Raw genomic sequence first — 17,813 nt, 5'->3', positions numbered from 1 at the left:
ACCCGGAAACGTTTGATCGGGGTCAAAGGAAGATTTTTTTCGGGATACGCTTCGGCGCAGATATAGCAACAGCTCTAGAACAGGACTTTGCTCATTCAAGCACGCCGCAAGCTCTTCAAGTCGATGACGACTTGGGAGCTTGCGCCGCCGCTCTTTCCTGACCCGGCCCTTGCGGAGGCACTCCCTGTACCCCTAGGTCACTCCGATCATGCAAGCATCAGAACATCCCGGCCCCTTGGTCATGCACGCGCCTTCCTCGGGCGGTGCAAAGTCGAAAGCGCCTGGGAGGCCCTTTCGCCTATCTGTTATGCAATATCGGCAATACCGGACTCAGTACCAGTTCGGATCTTTGCGCAATTGCTCTTGCAGCAAAGCCTGCATGCCGTCGTCCGGCTTACCGAGGAAACGGTAACTGGCATGCCGCGTCGGCGACTTGTCCGCGGGCAAGCCGGCCGGCACTTCGACCCACAGGGCGTAGGCATGCTTCTTGTTGAAGCTGAAGGCGACGACCAGCCGCTGGTTCTGACAGCTCTGCGCGGTTTCACACAGCGGTCCGACCAGGTACTGGTCGCCCCCTTCGGTCACTGCATTCATCTGTTGCGGCGCATCGCCCGACAGGTTCATCACCCATTCGGGCAGACGCTCCTCTTTTTGCACGACCTTCTGCCAGGTTTCACGAAACTGCGGATCGGAACCCAGCAGCTGGTTGGCACGGGCCTGGCCATCATTGGCGGCCACCGCCAGGGCGCTGGCGCCCAGCAACAGCGCGGCGGCCAAGGTCTTCAACGAGGGGCTCATGGTCAGCCTCGGCCACGACGGCCAAAGAAGAACGAAGCGATGAACATCACCAGGAACACCACAAAGAGAATCTTGGCGATACCCGTGGCGGTGCCCGCGATACCACCGAAGCCCAGTACCGCAGCGACAATGGCAATGATCAGGAATGTGATTGCCCAGCTCAGCATGATGATTCTCCTTACTCTTCTATTAGTGATGGTGCCGGTGGAGCCGCCGGACGCCGCCTAAGGCGGGCCGACCCTTGGTGCCTAGAACACCCAGCGTTCCTGACGTGGCGCCTCAAGCGCCGGCTGCGCCTGATCGACGGCCATCAGTTGCACGGGTGTCGCATCGTTGAGCTGGCTGCTCACCGAGCTGAAATGGGTCTGGGTGAAGTGATGGGCCGGCACCCGCGGGGCGGGCGCCTGACTGTCCTGCCAGCGCTGGTACTGTTGCCCGGCGATCAGAGTGACCAGCAACGCCAGACTGGCGAACAGACCTTGCTGAAGGTGCAGTGGCGCAATACGCAATTGGGCAAGACGTTGGCGATTCATCCTGAAACTCCTCCCACACTGGTGGCGATGTTGTTATGGAAGCCATGGCTCGTGCTTCGCTGATAGGAGGGTTATTGCAGTCTGCATGCCAGCTTTCGCCAAGGAATAAATATCAATAAAATCAACAACTTAATGCCATTCAAAAGTACCACCCCACACGCATCCTGCACGATGCACGCTGGCCGACCGTGCGAAATGCACGATCGGCGCGGACCGCCTGGAGGGCTTTTTGATATGAGGGGGAACTTTGCCGAGCGGCGGACGGCCTGATACAGACCCGGCCCATGCCCAGCAGCTGTAAAAGCCATTGAGTTTCAGTCGGTTAGCCATTTCGGCCGGAGATATCTAACCTGCATGCCGTGGAATGGATCAGAATCAACCTTGCAACTTGCCCGATTTATCCGGGACTAAATAAGATCATTCATAAAGGAGCCTGCGAAATGGAGTCAGCGCCGGAGAATCAAGGCCGCATCCTTCTGGTGGATGACGAATCCGCAATCCTTCGCACCTTCCGTTACTGCCTGGAAGACGAGGGCTACACCGTGGCCACCGCCAACAGCGCAGCCCAGGCCGATGCACTGCTGCAACGCCAGGTGTTCGACCTGTGCTTCCTCGACCTGCGCCTGGGCGAAGACAACGGCCTGGACGTGCTGGCGCAGATGCGCACCCAGGCGCCCTGGATGCGGGTGGTGATCGTCACCGCCCACTCCGCCGTGGATACCGCGGTGGATGCGATCCAGGCCGGTGCCGCCGATTACCTGGTCAAGCCCTGCAGCCCCGATCAACTGCGCCTGGCCACCGCCAAGCAACTGGAAGTGCGCCAGCTCTCGGCGCGTCTGGAAGCCCTGGAAGGTGAAGTACGCAAGCCCAAGGACGGCCTGGACTCCCACAGCCCGGCCATGAAAGTGGTGCTGGAAACCGCGCGCCAGGTGGCCGGCACCGACGCCAACATTCTGATTCTCGGTGAATCGGGCACCGGCAAGGGCGAGCTGGCACGGGCCATCCACGGCTGGAGCAAGCGGGCGAAGAAGTCCTGCGTGACCATCAACTGCCCGTCCCTGACCGCCGAACTGATGGAAAGCGAGCTGTTCGGCCACAGCCGCGGGGCGTTCACCGGGGCCAGCGAAAGCACCCTGGGCCGGGTCAATCAGGCCGACGGCGGCACCCTGTTCCTCGATGAGATCGGCGACTTTCCCCTGACCCTGCAGCCCAAGCTGCTGCGCTTCATCCAGGACAAGGAATACGAACGCGTCGGTGACCCGGTGACCCGCCGGGCCGATGTGCGGATTCTTGCCGCCACCAACCTCAACCTGGAGGACATGGTGCGCGACGGGCGCTTTCGCGAAGACCTGCTGTACCGCCTGAACGTGATCACCCTGCACCTGCCGCCCCTGCGCGAACGCAGCGAAGACATCCTGACCCTGGCCGATCGCTTCCTCGCACGCTTCGTCAAGGAGTATTCGCGACCGGCCCGGGGCTTTTGCGACGAGGCCCGGGAAGCCCTGCTCAACTATCGCTGGCCGGGCAACATCCGCGAGCTGCGCAACGTGGTGGAACGGGCGAGCATCATCTGTCCCCAGGAACGGGTGGAGATCATCCACCTGGGCATGGCCGAACAACCCACCAACAATGCCCCGCGGATCGGTGCAGCGCTGAGCCTGGACGAGCTGGAAAAGGCCCATATCGGCGCGGTCCTGGCCACCAGCGACACCCTGGACCAAGCGGCCAAGACCCTGGGCATCGACGCCTCGACCCTGTACCGCAAACGCAAACAGTACAACCTGTGAGCGCTCCCCCATGAAGTTAGCGATGAAACTGCGAACCCGGCTGTTTCTGAGCATCTCGGCCCTGATCACCGTCGCCCTGCTGGGGCTGGTGCTCGGGCTGGTCAGCGTGATGCAGATGGCCAATACCCAGGAGTCGCTGATCCGCAACAACTTCATCACCCTGGACCTGGGGCTCAAGCTGCGCCAGACCCTGGGCGACCAGTTGATCATCATGCTCAGCAAGGAGCCCGACCGTGCCGCCCTGGAAACCTCCCGGGAGCACTACCTGGCATTGCTCGACCAGGGCATCGCCCAGGAACAGCAGAACCAGGGCAGCCAGCACTTTCAGCAGGCCCGCGATGACTACCTGAGTTTCTTCCAGGCCTTCGAACGCATCAGCGGCGCCCCCGGAATCAGCGACAACCAAGCGCTGACCGAGCGCTTCAATGCCTTGCGCAACGGCCTGATCAACGAACACAAGAGTGCCCTGGACAACATCAGCCAGGTGGAACGCCAGGCCCGTGACCGCGCCCTGCTGGTGGCCGGCCTGCTGGGCCTGGTGGCCCTGGCGGTGCTGATCATCGGCTTTATCACCGCCCATGCCATCGCCCGGCGTTTTGGCGGCCCCATCGAGGCCCTGGCCAAGGCCGCGGACAAGATTGGCCAAGGCAATTTCGACGTCACCCTGCCCATCTCCGCGGCCGCGGAAATGAACCTGCTGACCCGGCGCTTCGGCATCATGGCCGAGGCCCTGCGCCAGCATCAGGCAACCAATGTCGACGAACTGCTGGCCGGCCAGCAGCGCCTGCAGGCGGTGCTCGACAGCATCGACGACGGTCTGCTGATGATCGACCGCCAAGGCCGCCTGGAGCACCTCAATCCGGTGGCCCAGCGCCAGTTGGGCTGGGATCAGGAGCGCCTCGGCCAAGGCCTGGGCAGCGCCCTGCAACGCCCGGAGCTGGATGAACAGCTGCAGTTGGTGCTGCGCGGCGGCACCCTGGAGCGGGCCCCGGAAGACCTGGATGTGGAGGTCGACGGCGAGTCCCGTCTGCTGACCTACAGCCTGACCCCGGTGAGCCACACCCAGGGTCATATTCTCGGGGCGGTGATGGTGCTCCACGACGTCACCGAACAGCGTGCCTTCGAGCGGGTGCGCAGTGAATTCGTGCTGCGCGCCTCTCACGAGCTGCGCACCCCGGTCACCGGCATGCACATGGCGTTCGGCCTGCTCCAGGAACGCCTGCACTTTGCCGAAGAGTCCCGGGAAACCGACCTGCTCAATACGGTCAACGAAGAAATGCAGCGCCTGATGCAGTTGATCAATGATCTGCTGAACTTCTCGCGCTATCAGAACGGCCTGCAGAAGCTCACCCTCGCTCCCTGTTCCCTTGAAGAGCTGCTGGAGCAGGCTCTGGAGCGCTTTCGCGAACAGGCACAGCGCCAGGACATCGACCTGCTGCTGGACCTCCAGGCGCCGCTGCCGCGCCTGCACGCCGACCGGCCGCAGCTGGAACGGGTCCTGGACAACCTGATCGACAATGCCTTGCGCCATACCGCCAGCGGCGGCCAGATCCGCCTGCAGGCCCGGCGCCATGGCGAGCGGGTCATCATCAGCGTCGAGGACAACGGCGAGGGCATTGCCTACGGCCAGCAGGGACGGATCTTCGAGCCTTTCGTCCAGGTCGGGCGCAAGAAAGGCGGCGCCGGGCTCGGGCTGGCGCTGTGCAAGGAAATCGTCCAGCTCCACGGCGGCCGCATGGGGGTCTACTCAAGGCCCGGACAAGGCACCCAGTTCTACCTGGCCTTGCCCCTGTAGGGCATCAGGCTTCGTCGTCCAGGCGCCGGGGCACCAGGCGCCGCCCCCGGGTAATCAGCTCGGTGAACTGCAACGCGCTCAGGGCGTGGGCGAACAGCCAGCCCTGACCGTAGCTCACGCCTTCGCTGTTGAGCAGCGATGCCTGGTCTTCGAACTCGATGCCCTCGGCGATCACCTTGAGCTTCAGGGCATGGGCCATGCGGATGATGTGGGGCGCCACGCCACTGCTGGCGGCGTCATGCCCCAGGGCGTCGATGAACGCCTTGTCGATCTTCAGGCAATCCACCGGCAGGCTTTGCAGGTAGGCCAGGCTGCAGTAGCCGGTGCCGAAATCATCGATCAGCACTTGATGCCCCACGTCCCGTAGCGCCTGCAGGTTGTCCCGCGCCACCACCACATCGATCAGGCCACGCTCGGTGACCTCGAAGGCGATCTGCCGCGCGGCCACCTTGTGCAAGGCCAGGAGCCGCGCCATGACCTGGCCGATGCGCGGCACCATGACATCACAGGCCGCCAGGTTGACCGAGATGTACAACTGCGGATTGGCCCGCAGCACGTGCCCCAGTTGTTCCAGCAGGCGCTGCAGGACAAAGTCGGTGATCTGGCGGATCTGCCCGGTGTTTTCCGCCAGCGGAATGAACAGGTCGGGGCTGGTCAGGGTGCCATCCGGACGGCGCCAGCGCAGCAAGGCTTCGGCCCCGACGCAGACCCGGCTGCTGAGGTCGAAGATCGGCTGGTACAGCACCTGCAACTCGCCACGGCGCAGAGCGCCTTGCAGCTCCGCCCCGAGGGATTGGCGCTGACGCGCCAGCTGATACACCAGCCCGCCGATACACAGCGCCAGCAACAGGCTGATCGGCAACAGCCACCACCAGCCATCGAGCATTTCCGCCTGCATGCTGGCCCGGGGCGTGATCAGCACCAACTGGTACTCGGGATTCTGGGTCGGCATGCGATAGATCAGCAGGTCCGGGGTCACCTGCAGCGGCCCGTCGCGACCGGCGCGCCAAGGTTCCACCGGCGGCCAGGCACGGGCCTGGCCCAGTACCGGAATCGCCCGGGCACCATGCTCCACCACCACCATCAGGCTGCCACCGGCCGGCAGGTCCACCACATCGGTCAGGTGCCCGCGGGAAGTGGCCACGCGAAAATCGCCCCGGCCCAGCATTAGCGCGGCCAGGTTTTCATTGGGCTGGGCAGAGGTGTTGAGCCAGTAGCTGTAGGTCGGCCCGCGGATATCCGGAGCCCTGAGCGAGGGCATCAGGCTCTGGCGCGGCGAGTTGGAGCAGCTCTGGGTGGCGTCCATGTAGGCCGCTTCATAAATGAAGCGGTAGTTGAAGCTGACCTGCTGCAGGGCGCTGATCAGCTCGGCGCTGCACTCGCGCAGCGGCTGGGCTTCGAGCTCGTCCAGTCCTTCACGCAGTTGCCCGAACAGTTGTTCCAGACGCTCCAGGAAGCGCTTGCCCTGGGCATTCATCTGTTCGCTTTCCCGTTGCTGGACCTGATGCATGGCCACCCCGGCACTGCCGAGCACCAGCAGCGCCGCGCTCAGCGCAGCCGCCAGCGTCGCCAACAACCAGGGGCGATGGAACCAGGTGCGCAGGGGCTCACGAGGGACGGGCATCGTGGAGGATCCGAGGGATACCAATGAGTTATAGCAACTGATTGGGTAATCGGCCCGGACCGTCCGGCGGCGTCATTATTTTGTCTGATTGAGGACCTGGAGCATCGCAGCACTTTCGGCATCCGGAATGCCATCGAAACGGCTCGGGCGATAGTGCATCTGGAAAGCCGCCAGCACGTGCCGGGTGGCCTGATCCAGCTCGCCGGTCTGCGGGGTGGCGTAGCCCAGCTGGGCCAGTTGCTGCTGGAACCAGCCGATGCTCGGCAGGCTCACCGCGAAGTACGCCTGCTGACGGGCCACCGCCTGGGCATTGGGCCACAGGCCGAGGCCGGCGTCGGCCAGGCGTTTCCAGGGGAACAGCGGTCCCGGATCGAGCTTGCGCGACGGCGCGATGTCGCTATGACCGATGATGTGACGCGGGGAGATGTTGTTGCGCTTGCTGATGTCTTTGAGCAGCACGATCAGATTCTGGATCTGCGCTTCGCTGTAGGGATACCAGAGCCGTCCGTTGGGACCATCGCGAAAGCCCGGGTTGACGATCTCAATGCCGATCGAGCTGGAGTTGAGCCAGGTACGCCCCTGCCACTGGCTTTCGCCGGCGTGCCAGGCGCGGTATTGCTCGTCCACCAGCTTGTAGATGGTGGCCGACTTGTCATCGCCGATCAGGTAGTGGCTGCTGACCTGGCCGCGCGTCAGCAGGGCCAGGGAACGCTCCAGAGACGCGGAGGTGTAGTGAACGATGATGAACTGGGCCCGCTGATCGTAATTCACCGAGGGGTGGCTGGTGTCGATACGCGGACCGCTGGCGCAGCCGGCCAGGAGCAGGAGCGAGAAGGCAAGAGCAAGGCGTTTCATGGCAGAAGGCAATACGCTGAAGACAAAGAATGCAACAGTGTAACGTACTGCCCGCGCCACCATGGGCAAAAACCGTGGCTTGAGACAGGAATCGGCCTGCGCCTCAGCCTGCCTCCACCCGGTTGCGACCGGCGTCCTTGGCCCGATACAGCGCCTGATCGGCTCGTTTGATCACCAGTTCGCTGCGATCACCGGGCTTGAACGCACTGAGGCCGACGGACACGGTGATGGTCACCCGCTCTCCCTTGAAATGAAACGGGCAAGCCTCAATCGCCGCCCGCAGCGCTTCCACGATTCGCGCACCAACCGGCCAGGGGGTATTGGGCAGCAGCAGGACGAACTCCTCGCCACCGAAGCGAGCGATGAAATCGCTGCCCCGTAGACGCTTGCGCAGCACGTTGGCGATGATCTTCAACACCTTGTCCCCGGCCAGATGACCGTAGTTGTCGTTGATCCGCTTGAAGTGATCGAGGTCGAGCATGGCCAGCAGCAGGCTGTTGCCATGTTGCTGCCATTGGCCGATCTCGTGCTCCAGGCGCTCGCTCCAGGCCGCGCGGTTGGGCAAGCCGGTCAAGGGGTCGATCAGCGCCTTCTGCCGCTGTTCTTCGAGGTGTTCACGGTAGCCCTGGGCTTCCTGCTCCATGCTCGATACACGTTCTGCCAGGCTTTGCAGGCGGGCGGCCACTTCCTTCTCGCGCTCGTCGCGCTGCTTCTGGTGCTGATCCATGGTGCCCAGCAGACCTTCCAGATGACTTTCCAGCACCTGCTTGAGGTCATCCAGGTCCGCCGCTTCCTGCACACTGCTTTGCAGGCCATCGACCTGTTGGCGGATCTGCGAGTCCATGGCCCGCGCCGCCGAGCTGCTGTCGGCATGGCCGTCGCTGGCCGCCTGCAGATTGCTCTGGAAGGCTTCCAGACGCTCGTTGAGCTGTTTGAGGTAGGCCTCGAACTCGTGTTGGCCCGAGTCGGTGATCGCCAGCATCAGTACCGCCAGATCATCGAGGATCGGCAGCAATTCATACCAGTTCAACCCATGCTGCAGACGATCGCGCATGGCTTCCGCCTGGGGTCGATGGCGCTCCGGCAGGCTCAGGTCGTCGAGCAGCCCCAGCAGGGTGTGCTCGATATGCTTGGCCACCGAGCTATAGGACGGCTCGGGGGAGTCCGGCAGGGCGTAGAGCACATCGTGCTCGGACTGCTCCGGATCGATGGCGGCCAGGGCCTCGGCCATGACCGGCGGCAAGGGCAGGCTGTCGAGCAGCACCGCCGGGGAAACCGCAGGCAGAGGCAGCAACTCATCGGGGTTGGGCGCAGCCGGCTCGCTCTGAGGCTCGCTTGGAGCCTCTGCCGGCGACTCGGCGAGCGCGACCGGAGCGGCGTCGACGGATGCCGGAGCCTGATCTGCCAGTTCGAGCGCAACGGGCGCTTGCATCTCGACCTGGGGCGCCGGCTCCTGCGGCTGTTCCTGCGCCAGGACAGGGGGCACGAATGCCACCACCGAAGGCGCGGCCGAGGCGCCGACAGCTTCGGCCTCAATCCTGGCCGGCGCGTCGGATGCAGGCTCCGCAAGCACGAGCGCCTCGGGTTCGGCCGGGGCGGGGGCCACGGCCAAGGGTGCCGGAGGAATGGCGGCGACTTCCGGCAAGTCCGTGGTCGGGGTCTGGTAGTGCTCGCGAGCCACTGCCTCCGGTTCTGCAACTGCCTCGGCCGGAGGAGGGGATTGCACGCTCGCAGCGGGAACAGGCGCCGCGGGCGGGGCCGTTTCGGCCTGGGGCGCTTCACCGGCGTCTCGTCCCCCGAACAGGCGCTGCAGCAGACTCGGGCGACCTGGCTCGGCCGGGGTTTCCAGCTGGCTCAGGGCCTTGCCCTGAAGGCTGCTGAGCTCCCCCAGCAACAGGGGAATCTCCCGCGCCTGGCCGACCCGCCCATCCAACTGCTTGGCGAAGGCCTTCAACGGGCGGCTGACTTCCCGGGGCAAGGGCAGGGACTGCAATTGGGTCACCAGCGCCGTCAAGGCGCTGCTCATCTGTTCGATCCTGGTTTCACGCCGTTGCTCGGAATCCAGCACGGCCTTTTCCAGGCGCGGCAACAGGGCCGCAAGCCCCGCATCCATGTCGTCGGTGCGCACCACCTCGCGCATTTCCTTCATGCACTGGTCGACCGCACGGTCGGTGCCTTCCGCCGCCAGGGTGCTGCGCACCAGGCCGCGACGCAGCAAGTCCAAGCGAGCGGCCCAACGGCGCTCAAGCTTTTCCTGCTGTTCGATACTTTTGAGGTACTTCTCTTTCCAGCGCTGGGCGTCGTCGCTCATTCATCGGTTCCGCGAGGTGCAGGACTCAACGCGGGCAATGCATCGGCCGTGAGCGAACCCGGCAGACGAATCTCTACCGCGACCGGCAGGTGATCGGATATGGGTTGGGCCAGGACTTCGACTCGCTCCAGGGTCAGGCTGGGGCTGAGCAGGATATGGTCCAGGCAGCGTTGCGGACGCCAGCTGGGGAAGGTCGCCTGCAGTTGCGGCGCCAACAGGCTGAGGTCGCGTAAAGGGGAGTGCTCCAGCAGATCGCTGGCGTGGGTGTTCATGTCCCCCATCAGCACCTGATGTTTGTAGCCGCCGATCAACTCGCGGATATACGCCAGTTGCCGGGTTCGGACCCGGGCACCCAATGCCAGGTGCATCATCACCACCACCAGCGCTTCGGGGCCTTCACCAAAACGCAGGAGGATCGCTCCGCGTCCCTTGGGGCCGGGCAGCGGATGGTCTTCAATGGCCCAGGGACGCAAGCGGCTGAGCACGCCGTTGCTGTGCTGCGCCAGGCGTCCAAGGTTGCGATTGAGCTGTTGATACCAGTAGGGGAAGGCGCCCAGCTGAGCCAGGTGCTCCACTTGATTGACGTAGCCCGAACGCAGGCTGCCGCCATCGGCTTCCTGCAGGGCTACCAGGTCGAAGTCCCCCAGCAGGTTGCCGATCTTCTGCAGGTTTTCGGCACGCCCGTTGTGAGGCAGCAGGTGCTGCCAGCCACGCGTCAGGTAATGGCGATAGCGCTCGGTACTGATACCGACCTGGATATTGAAACTGAGCAAACGCAGACGACTGTCCGCTGGCAGGCCGGTCGACGCCAAATGGTGTTCGTTGACCTGCGGATCATGCAGGCCAACGATGCGTTCCGAGCCCCAGCGCGGCATGACGGCGGCGCTTACTTGGCTGCACGCTCTTTGGCGATCAGCTGGTCGGCCACGCTCAGCGCGCCTTCAGGACCACCGGCGGTGCCCAGGTCGAAACGGTACTTGCCGTTGACCACCATGGTCGGTACGCCGGTGATCTGATAGGCCTGGGCCTTCTTCTTGGCGTCCTCGACCTTGCCTTTGACGGCGAAGGAGTTGTAGGTGCTCAGGAACTTGTCCTTGTCGACGCCTTCGGCGGCCAGGAACTCGGCCATTTCCTCGGGAGTGGCGAGCTTCTTGCCGTTGTGGATGGCTTCGAATACGGCTTTGTGAACCTTGTGCTCGACGCCCATGGCTTCCAGGGTGATGAACAGTTGGCCATGAACGTTCCAGATGCCACCAAACATGGCTGGAATGCGCACGAAGTTGACGTCGGCAGGGAGTTTCTCAACCCAGGGATTGATGGTCGGCTCGAAGGCGTAGCAGTGTGGGCAGCCATACCAGAACAGCTCTACGACCTCGATCTTGCCAGGCACGGCAACCGGAACGGCGCTGCTCAGCTCGACGTAGGTTTTACCGGCTTCAAGCGGCTCGGCAGCTTGAGCGGTCACGCCAAACAGGCTGGCGGTGACGAGAGCGGCGCTGAGAATCAGATTACGCATGCTTTACTCCTGGACAATTTTGGCGCCTCGCGCGACCTGAATTCAGACAGATCATGGCGGGCTTGAGTTCGCTAGTGTAGCGGCAGACGCCATAAAAAAGGGCGGCCTGAGCCACCCTTTATGCTTGCACCGTCAGATTAATCGATCATTAACGTTGCCGCGGCTCAACACCCTCGGCAACTTGATCGAGCCGGCTTAGTGCAGGCCCTGAATATAGCTGGACACCGCTTCGATGTCTTTGTTGCTCAACTTGGCGGCGATGCTGCGCATGACCATGGTGTCGCCGTCGTTGGTACGGTTGCCTTCGCGGAAGTCGGTCAGTTGCTTGGCCACATACTGCGCGTGCTGGCCACCCAGATGCGGGAAACCGGCCGCTGCGTTACCCGCGCCATTTGGCGAGTGGCAGCCGGTGCAGGCAGGCATGCCCTGGTCGAGCTTGCCACCACGGAAGAGCTCTTCGCCGCGGGCCACGACCTTGGGATCGGCGGCACCGACGCTGCCTTTCTGGATGGCGAAGTAAGCGGCGATGTCAGCCAGGTCCTGATCGCTCAGGTTGGTCAACAGGCCGGTCATTTCCAGCACTTGGCGCTTGCCGGACTTGATATCGTGCAGCTGCTTGTCCAGGTACTTTTCCCCCTGGCCGGCCAGCTTGGGAAAGTTTGGCGCCATGCTGTTCCCATCAGGACCGTGGCATGCGCCACAGACTGCGGCTTTCGCCTGACCGGCAGCAGCGTCGCCTGCGGCATGGGCTACACCTGTGATGCCCAAGGTCAACAGCAGACTCACGAGTAATTTGTTCATCAGCTAATCCAACTACGGCTAAGGGTTAAGAGTTATGGGCCGGGATCACTCGCTCATCCAGTGGATGATGGCTCGGTAATCCTCGGCACTGCAGTCCATGCACAAACCACGCGGCGGCATCGCCTTGAAACCCTGGGTCACGTGTTGCACCAGCGTCTCCATACCTTGCGCCAACCTCGGCGCCCAAGCTTCCTGGTCACCCTTGCGGGGCGCCGTGGGTAGTTGGCCGGAATGACAAGCCCCACAAACACGGTTGTACACAGCTTCCGGATCCTGTGTAGCCTGAGCGCTGTAAAGCGGCATCAAGACACCGGCAGCTAGCAGCCATTTCGTCATAAAACGACCTTTTCAGGGTTGAGAGCGTGCTGCGTTCTAGTGCGCAGTCAAGGTTTATCGCTCTCGTGAACTTCATCCTACGCTGGGACAAAGCGCACACAAAATCTGCGGCATTATATACTGGCGCTACTGAAACGGAAACGACACCGCTCGCCGCGTCCACTCTCGGCATCGCCCCTATCTCGGAAATCCCATGCAACTCAAGAACCCCATCCTCGGTCTGTGCCAACAGGCTACGTTCATGCTCAGCGCCGCCAAGGTCGACCAATGCCCGGACGATGACGGCTTTGAAGTGGCCTTCGCCGGGCGTTCCAACGCCGGTAAGTCCAGCGCCCTGAACACCCTGACCCATGCCAGCCTGGCACGCACCTCGAAAACCCCGGGGCGCACGCAGTTGTTGAACTTCTTCAAGCTAGACGACGATCGCCGTCTGGTCGACCTGCCGGGCTACGGCTACGCCAAAGTGCCGATCCCCTTGAAGCAGCACTGGCAGCGCCACCTGGAAGCCTATCTGGGCAGCCGCGAGAGCCTCAAAGGCCTGATCCTGATGATGGACATCCGGCATCCCATGACCGATTTCGACCTGCTGATGCTGGACTGGGCCGTAGCCAGCGGCATGCCGATGCACATCCTGCTGACCAAGGCCGACAAGCTGACCTACGGCGCGGCCAAGAACACCTTGCTCAAGGTCCAATCGCAGATCCGCAAGGGCTGGGGCGAAGCGGTCACCATCCAACTGTTCTCGGCCCCCAAGCGCATGGGCCTGGAAGAGGCTTACACCGTACTGGCGGGCTGGATGGAACTGGCCGACAAAGGCGCTGAAACCGAGGCCTGAGCGGTAGATAAAAATTGTCTGCGCGGTGATCAGGCAAGGCAAAAAGCGGCGGGAAAGCGGAGTTTAGGGGCCTAAATGAGCATTTCCCGCCGCTTTTTAACGCAGCTTGGGCGCCGCGCAGGTAATTTTCAGGCAAAAAAAACCCCGGACTTCGTATGGGGAGGGGGAAGTTCGGGGTTCAAGTTCTAGACCGCTAGGGCGGGGTCCAGATATCTGCCAACACTTAACACAACATAGGAGCATCGAAGGGCTTCACCAGCCATTCAGTAACTCTGAGTGGGCTTTCACTGGATTAGTTCCAGCGGGTTGCAAAAACTATTGGCAATAAGCGATGAAATTTTCCGTGCTAATAGCCAGTCGCCAGTTTTTGCCGCGACACTATGCCGCGGCAAAAAGCACTGAAAAGTGCCCTTAATGGGCCTCATCCCAGTTATTTCCCACCCCGACTTCCACCAATAACGGCACATCCAGGGTCGCGGCACCGCTCATGTAGCCACGAATCTCGTCGCGCACCTGGTCCACCAGGTCCTCACGCACTTCCAGCACCAGTTCGTCGTGCACCTGAAGGATGACCCGGGCATCCAGCTGCGAAGACTCCAGCCAGTTGTCCACCGCCACCATGGCTTTCTTGATGATGTCCGCCGCCGTGCCCTGCATCGGCGCGTTGATCGCGGTACGCTCGGCACCGGCTCGCTCCTGCGGCTTGTTGGAGTTGATCTCCGGCAGGTACAGCCGACGACCGAAGATGGTCTCGACATAGCCCTGATCCGCCGCCTGGGCGCGGGTTCGATCCATGTATTGGCGAACCCCCGGATAGCGGGCGAAATAGGTGTCGATATAGGCCTTGGCCGTTTTGGTATCGACCCCTATGTCCTTGCCCAGCTTCTGCGCGCCCATGCCGTAGATCAGGCCGAAGTTGATGGCCTTGGCGCTGCGACGCTGATCGGACGTCACATCCTTGAGCTCCACCTTGAACACTTCGGCCGCAGTGGCGGTGTGCACATCCAGGTTGTTGCGGAAGGCATTGAGCAGGCCTTCGTCCCGGGACAGGTGAGCCATGATCCGCAGCTCGATCTGCGAATAGTCCGCCGCCAGCAGCTTGTAGCCGGGCGGGGCGATAAAAGCCTGGCGAATGCGCCGGCCCTCGGCGGTGCGCACAGGAATGTTCTGCAGGTTCGGATCGCTGGAGGACAACCGGCCGGTGGAAGCCACCGCCTGGTGATAGGACGTGTGGATGCGCCCGGTACGCGGATTGATCTGCTCGGGCAGACGATCGGTGTAGGTGCTCTTCAGCTTGCTCATGGAGCGGTACTGCATCAGCACCCGCGGCAACGGATAGTCGTCCTCGGCGAGCTTGGCCAGCACCTCTTCAGCCGTGGAAGGCTGGCCCTTGGCGGTCTTTTTCAGCACCGGCAGGCCAAGCTTGTCGTAGAGGATGCTGCCCAATTGCTTGGGCGAACCCAGGTTGAACTCCTCACCGGCGATCTCGAAGGCTTCGCGCTCCAGGGCCACCATCTTGTCCCCCAGCTCGATGCTCTGCACGCCCAGGAGCTTGTCATCCACCAGTGCGCCCTGGCGCTCGATGCGTGCCAGGACCGGCACCAGCGGCATCTCGATATCGGTGAGGACGCTGGCCAGACTCGGGATAGCGGTCAGTTTTTCGAAGAGCGTCTGATGCAGACGCAGGGTGATATCGGCGTCTTCAGCGGCGTAGGGACCGGCCTGCTCGAGCGGAATCTGATCGAAAGTCAGCTGCTTGGCACCCTTGCCGGCAATGTCCTGGAAGCTCACGGTGGTGTGGTCCAGGTACTTCTGCGCCAGGCTGTCCATGTCATGGCGGGTGGCGGTGGAGTTGAGCACGTAGGACTCAAGCATGGTGTCGAAGGCGATGCCGCGCACAGTGATGCCATTGGCCTGATCGCCGCCAATCGCGCAATTGGCCAGGATGTTCATGTCGAACTTGGCGTGCTGACCGACCTTGAGCAGCTTGGGGTCCTCCAGCAACGGCTTCAGGGCCAGCAACACGGTGTCGCGGTCCAGTTGCTCCGGCACGCCCATGTAGGAGTGGGTCAACGGGATGTAGGCCGCTTCCCCGGCCTTGACCGCAAACGACAGCCCCACCAGTTGCGCCTGCTGGGCATCGATGCCGGTGGTCTCGGTATCGAAGGCAATCAGCTTGGCGTTCTTCAGTTTTTCCAGCCAGACGGCAAAACGCTCCTGGTCGAGGATGGTTTCGTACTGCAGCTCAAGCGCTGGCTGTTCGGCAGCCGGCGGCTGCGGCGCAGCGGCCGGCGCCGGCTCGGCTTCACTGAGCTCGACGCGCTTGGCGTCGCGCTGCAACTCGTCAAGCCAGCTCTTGAATTCCAGCAGGCTGTAGAGCTCCACCAGCTTCTCGCGATCCGGCTCGCCCAGGTGCAGGTCGTCGAGCCCGATATCCAGCGGCACGTCCACCTTGATGGTTGCCAACTGATAGGACAGGAAGGCCATTTCCTTGTGCTCTTCGAGCTTGGCCGGCAGGGTCTTGGCCCCGCGAATCGGCAGGGTCGGCACGATATCGAGCTGCTCGTACAACTCCTTGAGCCCGCCGTTGACCCCTACCAGCAGCCCGGAAGCCGTCTTCGGACCGATACCCGGCACCCCAGGGATGTTGTCGGAAGAGTCGCCCATCAATGCCAGGTAATCGATGATCTGCTCGGGAGCGACACCGAATTTCTCCTTCACGCCTTCCACATCCATGCTGCTACCAGACATGGTGTTGACCAGCGTAATGTGCCCATCCACCAACTGGGCCATGTCCTTGTCACCGGTGGAGATCACCACCGGACGATCCGCCGCCGCGCTGCTGCGGGCCAGGGTGCCGATCACGTCGTCGGCCTCGACCCCTTCCACACACAGCAACGGGAAACCCAGGGCGATCACACTGGCGTGCAAGGGCTCGATCTGCACCCGCATATCGTCGGGCATGCTCGGACGGTTGGCCTTGTAATGGGCATACATGTCGTCGCGGAAGGTCCCGCCCTTGGCGTCGAAGACCACGGCGAACGGGCTGTCCGGGTACTGCTTGCGCAGACTCTTGAGCATGTTCAGCACGCCCTTGACCGCGCCCGTGGGCAGGCCTTTGGAAGTGGTCAGCGGTGGCAACGCATGAAACGCGCGGTACAGATAAGAAGAACCGTCCACCAGGACGAGGGGGGCTTGGCTCATGAGCGGGATCAACCTTTTCGGCGGGTCCGGCGCTAGAATAGCGGGACCGTTGACGACAAAGGGACAAGGTTATCATGCGCACACTAAATCGCTTGCTGCTGGCCGGCTTGATTGCAATCGCTCCAATGGCCGTGATCGCCGCAGAAGATGCGCCGTCAGCGGACCCGCAAGTCACCATTCGCACGGAAGGCGACAAGACCATCCAGGAATACCGGCAAAATGGCTTTCTGTACGCCATCAAGGTCACGCCCAAGGGCGGCAAGCCCTATTTCCTGGTGCGCGCTGATGGCTCCGACGGTAACTTCATCCGTTCGGATCAGCCGGATATGCTGATCCCTGCGTGGAAAATCTTTGAGTGGTAAGCCACTCCGACTTCAACTCAATGGCGCTGGCTGAATAGCGGCGCCCGTACTGGCAGTTTTTAACCATGTCTGTGTTCACCCCCCTGGCTCGGCCCGAGCTGGAAACCTTTCTCGCCCCGTATGGGCTCGGCCGCCTGCTTGACTTCCAGGGGATCGCCGCTGGTAGCGAAAACACCAACTTCTTCATCAGCCTGGAACAGGGCGAATTCGTCCTGACCCTGGTGGAGCGCGGCCCGGTCCAGGAAATGCCGTTCTTCATCGATCTGCTGGACGTGCTGCACCAAGCCAACCTGCCGGTGCCCTACGCCCTGCGCACCACCGATGGCGTCGCCCTGCGGGAGCTGGCGGGCAAGCCGGCGCTGCTGCAACCGCGGCTGGCGGGCAAGCACATCAAGGAAGCCAACGCCCAGCATTGCGCCCAGGTCGGTGAGTTGCTCGGCCACCTGCACGTGGCCACCAAGGACAACATGATCAAGCGCAAGACCGATCGTGGCCTGGACTGGATGCAGGAAGAGGGCGCACAACTGCTGTCGCACCTGGATGCCGCCGCTCAAGACCTGCTGCAGCGGGCGCTGGATGAAATCGTCGCACAGAAGACCCGGATTCTCGCCCTGCCCAGGGCCAACATCCACGCCGATCTGTTCCGCGACAACGCCATGTTCGAAGGCACCCACCTGACCGGCCTGATCGACTTCTACAACGCCTGCTCGGGACCGATGCTCTACGACGTGGCCATTGCCCTGAACGACTGGTGCTCCGACGCCGAAGGCGTGATCGACGGCCAGCGCGCTCGAGCCCTGCTCGGCGCCTACGCCAGCTTGCGGCCCTTCACTGCGGCAGAGGCCGAGCTCTGGCCGACCATGCTGCGGGTCGCCTGCGTGCGCTTCTGGCTGTCACGGCTGATTGCCGCCGAGAGCTTCGCCGGACAGGACGTGCTGATTCACGATCCGATGGAGTTCCAGCAGCGCCTGGCACAGCGGCAACGGATCAACATCGCGCTGCCGTTCGCCCTGTAAAACGCTTCGCGGGCAAGCCCGCTCCTACAGAGCGCACCTG

The 17,813-nt window shown here is 62.8% G+C and carries 16 protein-coding genes; 5 read left to right on the top strand and 11 right to left on the bottom strand.

Annotation, left to right across the window (positions count from 1 at the left end):
- Nucleotides 1-330: 330 nt before the first annotated feature.
- The 3 genes from POS17_RS00490 to POS17_RS00485 all read right to left on the bottom strand — a co-directional run bounded on the left by POS17_RS00490 (nucleotide 331) and on the right by POS17_RS00485 (nucleotide 1,331).
- A complete protein-coding gene (locus tag POS17_RS00490; RefSeq protein WP_060836891.1) occupies nucleotides 331-798 on the bottom strand; it encodes an inhibitor of vertebrate lysozyme family protein in 468 nt (155 codons plus the stop codon).
- A gap of 2 nt (nucleotides 799-800) precedes the next feature.
- Entirely contained in the window at nucleotides 801-965 is a 165-nt protein-coding gene (locus tag POS17_RS30640) for a DUF1328 domain-containing protein (RefSeq protein WP_003170804.1), read from the bottom strand.
- An 81-nt stretch (nucleotides 966-1,046) separates the two neighbouring features.
- Nucleotides 1,047-1,331, bottom strand: coding sequence for a hypothetical protein (locus POS17_RS00485; RefSeq protein ID WP_060836890.1), 285 nt, complete (start codon nucleotides 1,329-1,331; stop codon nucleotides 1,047-1,049).
- Nucleotides 1,332-1,771: 440 nt separating this feature from the next.
- On the opposite strand from POS17_RS00485, the gene algB reads away from it, so the two are divergent.
- Nucleotides 1,772-3,118 carry a sigma-54-dependent response regulator transcription factor AlgB gene (algB, locus tag POS17_RS00480; protein ID WP_016963951.1) on the top strand — a complete coding sequence of 449 codons (1,347 nt, stop codon included), beginning with the start codon at nucleotides 1,772-1,774 and terminating at the stop codon, nucleotides 3,116-3,118.
- A gap of 10 nt (nucleotides 3,119-3,128) precedes the next feature.
- Nucleotides 3,129-4,913, top strand: coding sequence for an ATP-binding protein (locus POS17_RS00475; RefSeq protein WP_060836889.1), 1,785 nt, complete (start codon nucleotides 3,129-3,131; stop codon nucleotides 4,911-4,913).
- Between the two features lie 4 nt (nucleotides 4,914-4,917).
- On the opposite strand, the gene POS17_RS00470 is transcribed toward POS17_RS00475, so the two are convergent.
- From POS17_RS00470 to POS17_RS00440, 7 genes are all read right to left on the bottom strand, one after another.
- A complete protein-coding gene (locus POS17_RS00470; RefSeq protein ID WP_060836888.1) occupies nucleotides 4,918-6,537 on the bottom strand; it encodes an EAL domain-containing protein in 1,620 nt (539 codons plus the stop codon).
- A 75-nt stretch (nucleotides 6,538-6,612) separates the two neighbouring features.
- Nucleotides 6,613-7,392, bottom strand: a complete 780-nt coding sequence (locus POS17_RS00465; protein ID WP_060836887.1) for an N-acetylmuramoyl-L-alanine amidase — start codon at nucleotides 7,390-7,392, stop codon at nucleotides 6,613-6,615.
- A 103-nt stretch (nucleotides 7,393-7,495) separates the two neighbouring features.
- Complete coding sequence (locus tag POS17_RS00460; RefSeq protein ID WP_060836886.1) at nucleotides 7,496-9,703, bottom strand: GGDEF domain-containing protein; 2,208 nt, start codon at nucleotides 9,701-9,703, stop codon at nucleotides 7,496-7,498.
- The gene (locus POS17_RS00455) at nucleotides 9,700-10,578 is read right to left on the bottom strand and encodes an endonuclease/exonuclease/phosphatase family protein (protein WP_060836885.1); all 879 of its coding nucleotides are present in this window, start codon (nucleotides 10,576-10,578) and stop codon (nucleotides 9,700-9,702) included. Before POS17_RS00455 ends, POS17_RS00460 begins: the two co-directional genes overlap by 4 nt.
- 11 nt (nucleotides 10,579-10,589) lie before the next feature.
- Nucleotides 10,590-11,219: a thiol:disulfide interchange protein DsbA/DsbL gene (locus tag POS17_RS00450; RefSeq protein WP_016963942.1), complete on the bottom strand. Its 630-nt coding sequence runs from the start codon at nucleotides 11,217-11,219 to the stop codon at nucleotides 10,590-10,592.
- Between the two features lie 195 nt (nucleotides 11,220-11,414).
- Nucleotides 11,415-12,020: a c-type cytochrome gene (locus POS17_RS00445; protein ID WP_060836884.1), complete on the bottom strand. Its 606-nt coding sequence runs from the start codon at nucleotides 12,018-12,020 to the stop codon at nucleotides 11,415-11,417.
- Nucleotides 12,021-12,065: 45 nt separating this feature from the next.
- Nucleotides 12,066-12,356 (bottom strand): c-type cytochrome, encoded by a 291-nt coding sequence (locus tag POS17_RS00440; RefSeq protein WP_016963939.1) that lies wholly within the window; start codon nucleotides 12,354-12,356, stop codon nucleotides 12,066-12,068.
- A 193-nt stretch (nucleotides 12,357-12,549) separates the two neighbouring features.
- Between POS17_RS00440 and yihA the strand changes: the two genes are divergently transcribed.
- Nucleotides 12,550-13,191 (top strand): ribosome biogenesis GTP-binding protein YihA/YsxC, encoded by a 642-nt coding sequence (gene yihA / locus POS17_RS00435; protein WP_060836883.1) that lies wholly within the window; start codon nucleotides 12,550-12,552, stop codon nucleotides 13,189-13,191.
- 411 nt (nucleotides 13,192-13,602) lie between these two features.
- Here the strand turns inward: yihA and polA are convergent, their stop codons facing one another.
- On the bottom strand, nucleotides 13,603-16,395 hold the full coding sequence (gene polA, locus POS17_RS00430) for a DNA polymerase I (RefSeq protein ID WP_060836882.1): 2,793 nt from the start codon (nucleotides 16,393-16,395) through the stop codon (nucleotides 13,603-13,605).
- 74 nt (nucleotides 16,396-16,469) lie between these two features.
- On the opposite strand from polA, the gene POS17_RS00425 reads away from it, so the two are divergent.
- Nucleotides 16,470-16,757, top strand: a complete 288-nt coding sequence (locus POS17_RS00425) for a DUF2782 domain-containing protein (RefSeq protein WP_047306771.1) — start codon at nucleotides 16,470-16,472, stop codon at nucleotides 16,755-16,757.
- A 65-nt stretch (nucleotides 16,758-16,822) separates the two neighbouring features.
- Complete coding sequence (locus tag POS17_RS00420; RefSeq protein ID WP_060836881.1) at nucleotides 16,823-17,773, top strand: homoserine kinase; 951 nt, start codon at nucleotides 16,823-16,825, stop codon at nucleotides 17,771-17,773.
- Nucleotides 17,774-17,813 lie beyond the last annotated feature (40 nt).

The sequence above is a fragment of the Pseudomonas sp. Os17 genome, assembly GCF_001547895.1.
Taxonomy (GTDB): Bacteria; Pseudomonadota; Gammaproteobacteria; order Pseudomonadales; family Pseudomonadaceae; genus Aquipseudomonas.
The sequence above is the reverse complement of the archived record's forward strand: the minus strand, read 5'-3'. Positions and strand labels throughout refer to the sequence as shown.

Coding starts and splice junctions, on each gene's coding strand:
- POS17_RS00490 (WP_060836891.1), bottom strand. CDS start 798: ATGAGCCCCTCGTTGAAGACCTTGGCCGCCGCGCTGTTGCTGGGCGCC.
- POS17_RS30640 (WP_003170804.1), bottom strand. CDS start 965: ATGCTGAGCTGGGCAATCACATTCCTGATCATTGCCATTGTCGCTGCG.
- POS17_RS00485 (WP_060836890.1), bottom strand. CDS start 1,331: ATGAATCGCCAACGTCTTGCCCAATTGCGTATTGCGCCACTGCACCTT.
- algB (WP_016963951.1), top strand. CDS start 1,772: ATGGAGTCAGCGCCGGAGAATCAAGGCCGCATCCTTCTGGTGGATGAC.
- POS17_RS00475 (WP_060836889.1), top strand. CDS start 3,129: ATGAAGTTAGCGATGAAACTGCGAACCCGGCTGTTTCTGAGCATCTCG.
- POS17_RS00470 (WP_060836888.1), bottom strand. CDS start 6,537: ATGCCCGTCCCTCGTGAGCCCCTGCGCACCTGGTTCCATCGCCCCTGG.
- POS17_RS00465 (WP_060836887.1), bottom strand. CDS start 7,392: ATGAAACGCCTTGCTCTTGCCTTCTCGCTCCTGCTCCTGGCCGGCTGC.
- POS17_RS00460 (WP_060836886.1), bottom strand. CDS start 9,703: ATGAGCGACGACGCCCAGCGCTGGAAAGAGAAGTACCTCAAAAGTATC.
- POS17_RS00455 (WP_060836885.1), bottom strand. CDS start 10,578: ATGCCGCGCTGGGGCTCGGAACGCATCGTTGGCCTGCATGATCCGCAG.
- POS17_RS00450 (WP_016963942.1), bottom strand. CDS start 11,219: ATGCGTAATCTGATTCTCAGCGCCGCTCTCGTCACCGCCAGCCTGTTT.
- POS17_RS00445 (WP_060836884.1), bottom strand. CDS start 12,020: ATGAACAAATTACTCGTGAGTCTGCTGTTGACCTTGGGCATCACAGGT.
- POS17_RS00440 (WP_016963939.1), bottom strand. CDS start 12,356: ATGACGAAATGGCTGCTAGCTGCCGGTGTCTTGATGCCGCTTTACAGC.
- yihA (WP_060836883.1), top strand. CDS start 12,550: ATGCAACTCAAGAACCCCATCCTCGGTCTGTGCCAACAGGCTACGTTC.
- polA (WP_060836882.1), bottom strand. CDS start 16,395: ATGAGCCAAGCCCCCCTCGTCCTGGTGGACGGTTCTTCTTATCTGTAC.
- POS17_RS00425 (WP_047306771.1), top strand. CDS start 16,470: ATGCGCACACTAAATCGCTTGCTGCTGGCCGGCTTGATTGCAATCGCT.
- POS17_RS00420 (WP_060836881.1), top strand. CDS start 16,823: ATGTCTGTGTTCACCCCCCTGGCTCGGCCCGAGCTGGAAACCTTTCTC.